Genomic DNA, 5002 nt, shown 5'->3' with positions numbered 1-5002 from the left:
AAAGCTATTAGGCCGACCTTTGCTTTAATTGGATATAAAATTCCAGAAAGAGGCCCCTCCGCCAGACATCCAATACCATAAAACAATTAAAGAAATAAAAAACCAAGTAAATCTCCAAGTGTTCGTTTTCTTTCTAAACTGTATAAAGTAAAAAAGTCCCCACCACATATAAGTCGTCATGATTGCAAAGTCTATCCCAAAGTACGACACCTGGCTCATCGCATTTCCAAACCAAGCAAGTAGACTTAACGGTACAAGAATAAGTAAAATGACTATGTTGAGTATATGAAAAACCCGACTTCTCATTTAAATCTTCCAACCTCCTAACGATGCCAAATTCCAGTAATCTATCCAAAACCACAAAACGATTACAGAAATTAAAAACCAGATAAGTCTCCAAGCATATGTCTTTTTTCGAAATTGAATAAAATAAAAAATCCCCCACCAAACAACAGTAGCTATAATAATAAAACGGATAAAGAATGAGTTAACACTTAAAAAAGCAAATAAACAGATTGCCTCTACAATAATGAAAACCATTATGTTGAGACTATGAAAAATCCAGTTTCTCATCTTCCCCCCCTAACATTGTTCAACTATCCAGTCCTTTAATTAGGGGCTACTGAATAACCCTAATTCAAACCTATTAACGTTTCATTCGTTTAGAAAATAGCTTAATATGCGCTAAAGTCAAACAATTGAGTAGATTTTTTCATATTCTTATCACATTCTTGGGGATCAAATCTAATTGGATAAGAAATGGCAACGTGCACGGTTTTTGAGCGATGTTTGGCAATAACCTTGCACTTTACTACAATTACAATTGTCCTGAATCCCTGCATGACAACCATTTTAAGTTATTCAGTAGTCCCTAATTAATACCAATTATTTCAAACTCCAAAAATTAACTCAATCCTTTATTCTACAAAAAATGGCACTTACCTTATTCGCAATAAGCGCCCGTTAATTTAAGATTCTTCTTCATTTGAGATTTTTAACTGTTTGGCATTTATAAAAAAGGCAGTCCCTATTATAAATAAGCCTAAACAGGCAAATGTTGCAATCCCTGAATATTCGTTAGCAAAAAACGTTGAATTTACCAGAATAACCAATATTATTAGTACAAGTGATACATACATTCCCCGAATATATTTCATAAAATAAGCCCCCCCTTTATCTTTCAATATGATTTACAAGGATTTATTCCGTTAAATGCCTTTACAATGGTAATTGGGCGCTACCTTTTATTCCAGAAGTTTGCTCGATTGATGAACAGCTCCTCACTACATATAAAATAGTTACTACTGTATTTTTACTATATGCTGGTTTCTTGAAGCTCTCCTATTTTTAGTTTGGATGAACAGGGGTAATAAGCCAAAAAAATCCTATAATACAGAACAAAGAAATTCCAATTATTAATCCTAAGCTTATCCCTATGTTGGCTAATAATCTTTTCTCATTTTTTTTCGTAAAGCTATTATACCTAGTACTATGGAAACAGGGACACTTATTGGTACTAAGTATACAGTTAGCTTTAAATAAATTGGTAGTGCATTGGAAAAAAACGAAATAATTACAGCAAAAGAAGAAAAAATCCCCAATCCAAAAGATGTATAGCTCAACCAAGAGTACTTTTTCTCATCTTGCAACGTTATCTCCGCCCTTATTGTCCATTCTTATTTCAAAAGAGTAACTCCACAAACTGACCCTACAATGGCAATTTAGACGCTGCCCTTTATTCCGGATTTGCGCCCGATGATTGAATAGTTTTTTTCAGTAGCCATTATAGCTGAAGAATACAATACGGCTTATTTTTTTTCCAGACTTTTAATAAGTCTTATAAACCAATACAACACTACCCAAGGCAGAATAAACTTCGTAGTCCATTCAATTAAATTTGGAACTACGTATGATGGCTCTACTCCTATAAAGTCAAGAGCAAACCACAGTGCCACTAAAAACACAATAGTGATAATTATATTTGTTACAGATTCATTCATTCGACTAGATCGTTTTGAAAGTATACGAACGGCTGACACAATTAATCCAACAATCATTACTAAAATAAGAAGAACCAGTAACTGAAATATAATATCTCCCCACATAATTTCATTCATAAAAAATACCCCACAGATTATGTACTCTAAGATTAAAATATTGTATTTATTTTCTCGCATTTGCTTTATCAATACAATAGGTTATTCCGCAAACCGGCCCTTAGATGTAATATGGGCGCTGATCCTTATTAGGGAATAGCGTCCGATGATTGAATAGTGTTTTTCTGATATTAGCTAGTATTGCGGTATATTCAACCCACTTGATTATAATTATTTTTCGCGTTAAAAATTCCGACTCTTCTTGTCATCTATTAGAATAGCATTGTACTATCCTTACGATGCAAAAATTTGATAACCGAAAAACATAATAATGAAAAAACTGAAAGACATAATCAAATTCAAAATGGTTAATATAACACTTTTACCTAAAACACCTAAGGCCATGCCGATTGGACCAACAATATAGACTAACATCCAGAAAGGACTGCTGATTTGGAAAACGACATTAGGGACCCAAAGTAAAAGACAAACAATGAAACAGAGTAATGACCACTTCTTAAATTTTGGATTCACTCTAAATCAACTCATTCCTATGGTGTAACTTAAAACATCTATTCAAAAACCAAATACAGCTGCCAATGTAATGATAATAAATCGCAACCCACAACGAGTTCATATTATCATCTTGTTTGTAAATTAAACTTAAGGAAAAGCACCCTGTTCAGAATCACATTTTCTTATTCGATTACCGTGCCCTTTTTTGAATAACCACCTTGCGTAACAGTACCATTTATCTCATGAAATGTAGTTTTTTAAATAATACCGCTAAATGTATACGACAGTCGCATCGAATATGATATAATAAGCAAAGGTAGTACCCCCTTTTGAATAAACGAATAAAAGACTGTGGACATTGCAATAGCAATGTCCGGTATAATGCCATCCTTCCATCGTGGGATGGCATTTAGAAAAGATAGCTCCTCTCATGAGTTACATGCTTTGAGATGAGCTATCTTTTTTTGATTCACATTTATAACAAGCGATTGCGAGCGGAAAACGACTTTATTGTGACTGATTACTAACATAGTGAATCCCGAAATTATGGGAAAGGTTCCAAATGCTTGCGTAATGTTTCACGGCCTCGGTGAAGTCTTGTTTTAACCGTTCCAATGGGAATCTGCATGACGTCACTTATCTCCCTCAGTGACAAATCCTTAATATATTTCAATACAATGGCCGAGCGATATTCTGGTGCTAACCGAAAAATTGCCTTTTGTACAGTATCCTGCAATTCTAGTCCAATTACTTGATCCTCCGGCAATTGATGATTAGCAGGAATCCGTGTATACATCGTCATACCTTCCGCACCAGCCACTTCAGCATCCAAATAATAATCCGGCTTTTTCTTTTTCAATCGATCAATTGTCAAATTGGAAGCAATGCGGAACAACCAGGAAGAAAATTTTTTATTACTGTCATGACTGTTAATGTTCTGATAAGCTCGCAAAAAGGCTTCTTGGGCAAGATCTTCTGCTTCATAGCGGTTTCCGATTAGTCGGTAACAGATTCGGTAAACCTCATGTTGGTAGAGCTCGATTAACTCACTAAAAGCAAGTTGGTCTCCTTGTTTCACCTTTTTGACCAGATATTTGACTGTATCGTTCATTGGGATACCCCCACACCTGTGAGCACTGATTCAATTTTAACATGATTTCATTCCGCAAAATCATCCAATAATGCGATTTTATACCCTGTCATCTATTCCGTTTTTGCGCCCTTTAAAGGTACTATATATAACATAACTAGAATTGGGTGAAGATGTATGCAGCAAAGCTTACAATATAAAGAGCAAATAATCCTAATGCGGACCTGGTCCACTTGCTACCCAAAAAGGATGTTTTATGTTTTTCAGAAAAGACATTTTGAAGAAAATTTAAGATGCTGGCCAAGAATAGAACAAAGCATCCACCTAATGAAACCAAAGCAATGATCATTGTTATCTGTTCCAACGGAAATCCTCCTTGCAAAGCATTTGTAATTCAAAATAAAGGATAAGAAGGATTCTGTAACATCGATTTACCTTACCTCTTTCTTACAATTCTGTAAGAAAGGAAAGTGGCCAAGATATATTTACTTAAAAGGACAAGACATTATGCCATAATCTGGCCCTTCGTATATAAGCAAAATCGGAGCGCAAGTCTTATTCCATTCTTGTGCCCTATAACGGACCAAGGGTCAGAAAATGGACTGCTGAAACCAGCCATATTGTTCAATTCTTACTATTATCTAATAAGATTTTAACAGAGCCTTTCATACGTAAAATGGCCCTATGATGCAATATCGGCGCTAATCCTTATTACGGAAAAGCGCCCGTTTCAGGAATAATTTTTAGAACACTTATGTTTAAAAAAAAGAAAAGAAAAGAACAAGAAATATAATTGCAAAAATAATAAACCTTATCCAAGTTAATTTTTTACCGACTTCAGATCTTTTTTCTAAATATTCAATGTAACTAGTTATTAATAGGAAACCCAAAAATGTAACTGTATATCCACTTAAATCATTTATTTGCAGGTATCTAATGGCTCCTAAGGCTACAAGAGCCATACCCACTATTCCCAAACTCATATAAAAATACATGATTTTGCTTTCTTTATTCAAGTTTTTCCTCCTAATTTATAATCATCCATCTAGAACGCCTGAAACCCGGGGAGATAGTTACTATTTCCTGATTAACGCCCGATCGTATTGCAGTAAACTTTTTAAGTTTTGATTTCATTGTTCTTAATATTAAGCACTTCATAAAGTACAACATCAGAAACAGCTAAAATTCCTATAAAAGCAAAAACTTTATTTGGTAAATCAAAAATAAATATGATGGCAGAGAAAACAATAAACAATATAATCGACGCTAGATACTCTCTCCCTCTATTTATTTCGGTTTT

General features: G+C 34.3%; 6 protein-coding genes. All 6 read right to left on the bottom strand.

The annotated features are described in order from the left end of the window. Positions 1-968 precede the first annotated feature (968 nt). Positions 969-1157 (bottom strand): hypothetical protein, encoded by a 189-nt coding sequence (locus tag ON01_RS08140; RefSeq protein ID WP_010530537.1) that lies wholly within the window; start codon positions 1155-1157, stop codon positions 969-971. A 651-nt stretch (positions 1158-1808) separates the two neighbouring features. Continuing rightward, positions 1809-2117, bottom strand: a complete 309-nt coding sequence (locus tag ON01_RS08135) for a hypothetical protein (protein ID WP_010530536.1) — start codon at positions 2115-2117, stop codon at positions 1809-1811. A 1039-nt stretch (positions 2118-3156) separates the two neighbouring features. Then, a complete protein-coding gene (gene sigW / locus ON01_RS08125; protein WP_010530535.1) occupies positions 3157-3723 on the bottom strand; it encodes an RNA polymerase sigma factor SigW in 567 nt (188 codons plus the stop codon). 136 nt (positions 3724-3859) lie between these two features. Then, positions 3860-4066, bottom strand: coding sequence for a hypothetical protein (locus tag ON01_RS08120; RefSeq protein WP_010530534.1), 207 nt, complete (start codon positions 4064-4066; stop codon positions 3860-3862). Positions 4067-4460: 394 nt separating this feature from the next. After that, the gene (locus ON01_RS08115) at positions 4461-4718 is read right to left on the bottom strand and encodes a hypothetical protein (protein ID WP_010530533.1); all 258 of its coding nucleotides are present in this window, start codon (positions 4716-4718) and stop codon (positions 4461-4463) included. A 101-nt stretch (positions 4719-4819) separates the two neighbouring features. Then, positions 4820-5002, bottom strand: a 183-nt coding sequence (locus tag ON01_RS19735; RefSeq protein ID WP_010530532.1) for a hypothetical protein, incomplete at its 5' end; no start/stop codon positions are given.

Origin of the sequence: Lentibacillus jeotgali (assembly GCF_000224785.1) — a bacterium.
In the GTDB taxonomy this organism is placed as follows: Bacteria; Bacillota; Bacilli; order Bacillales; family Amphibacillaceae; genus Lentibacillus; species Lentibacillus jeotgali.
Note: the sequence above shows the minus strand (reverse complement) of the source record. Positions and strands in the feature narration are given on the sequence as shown.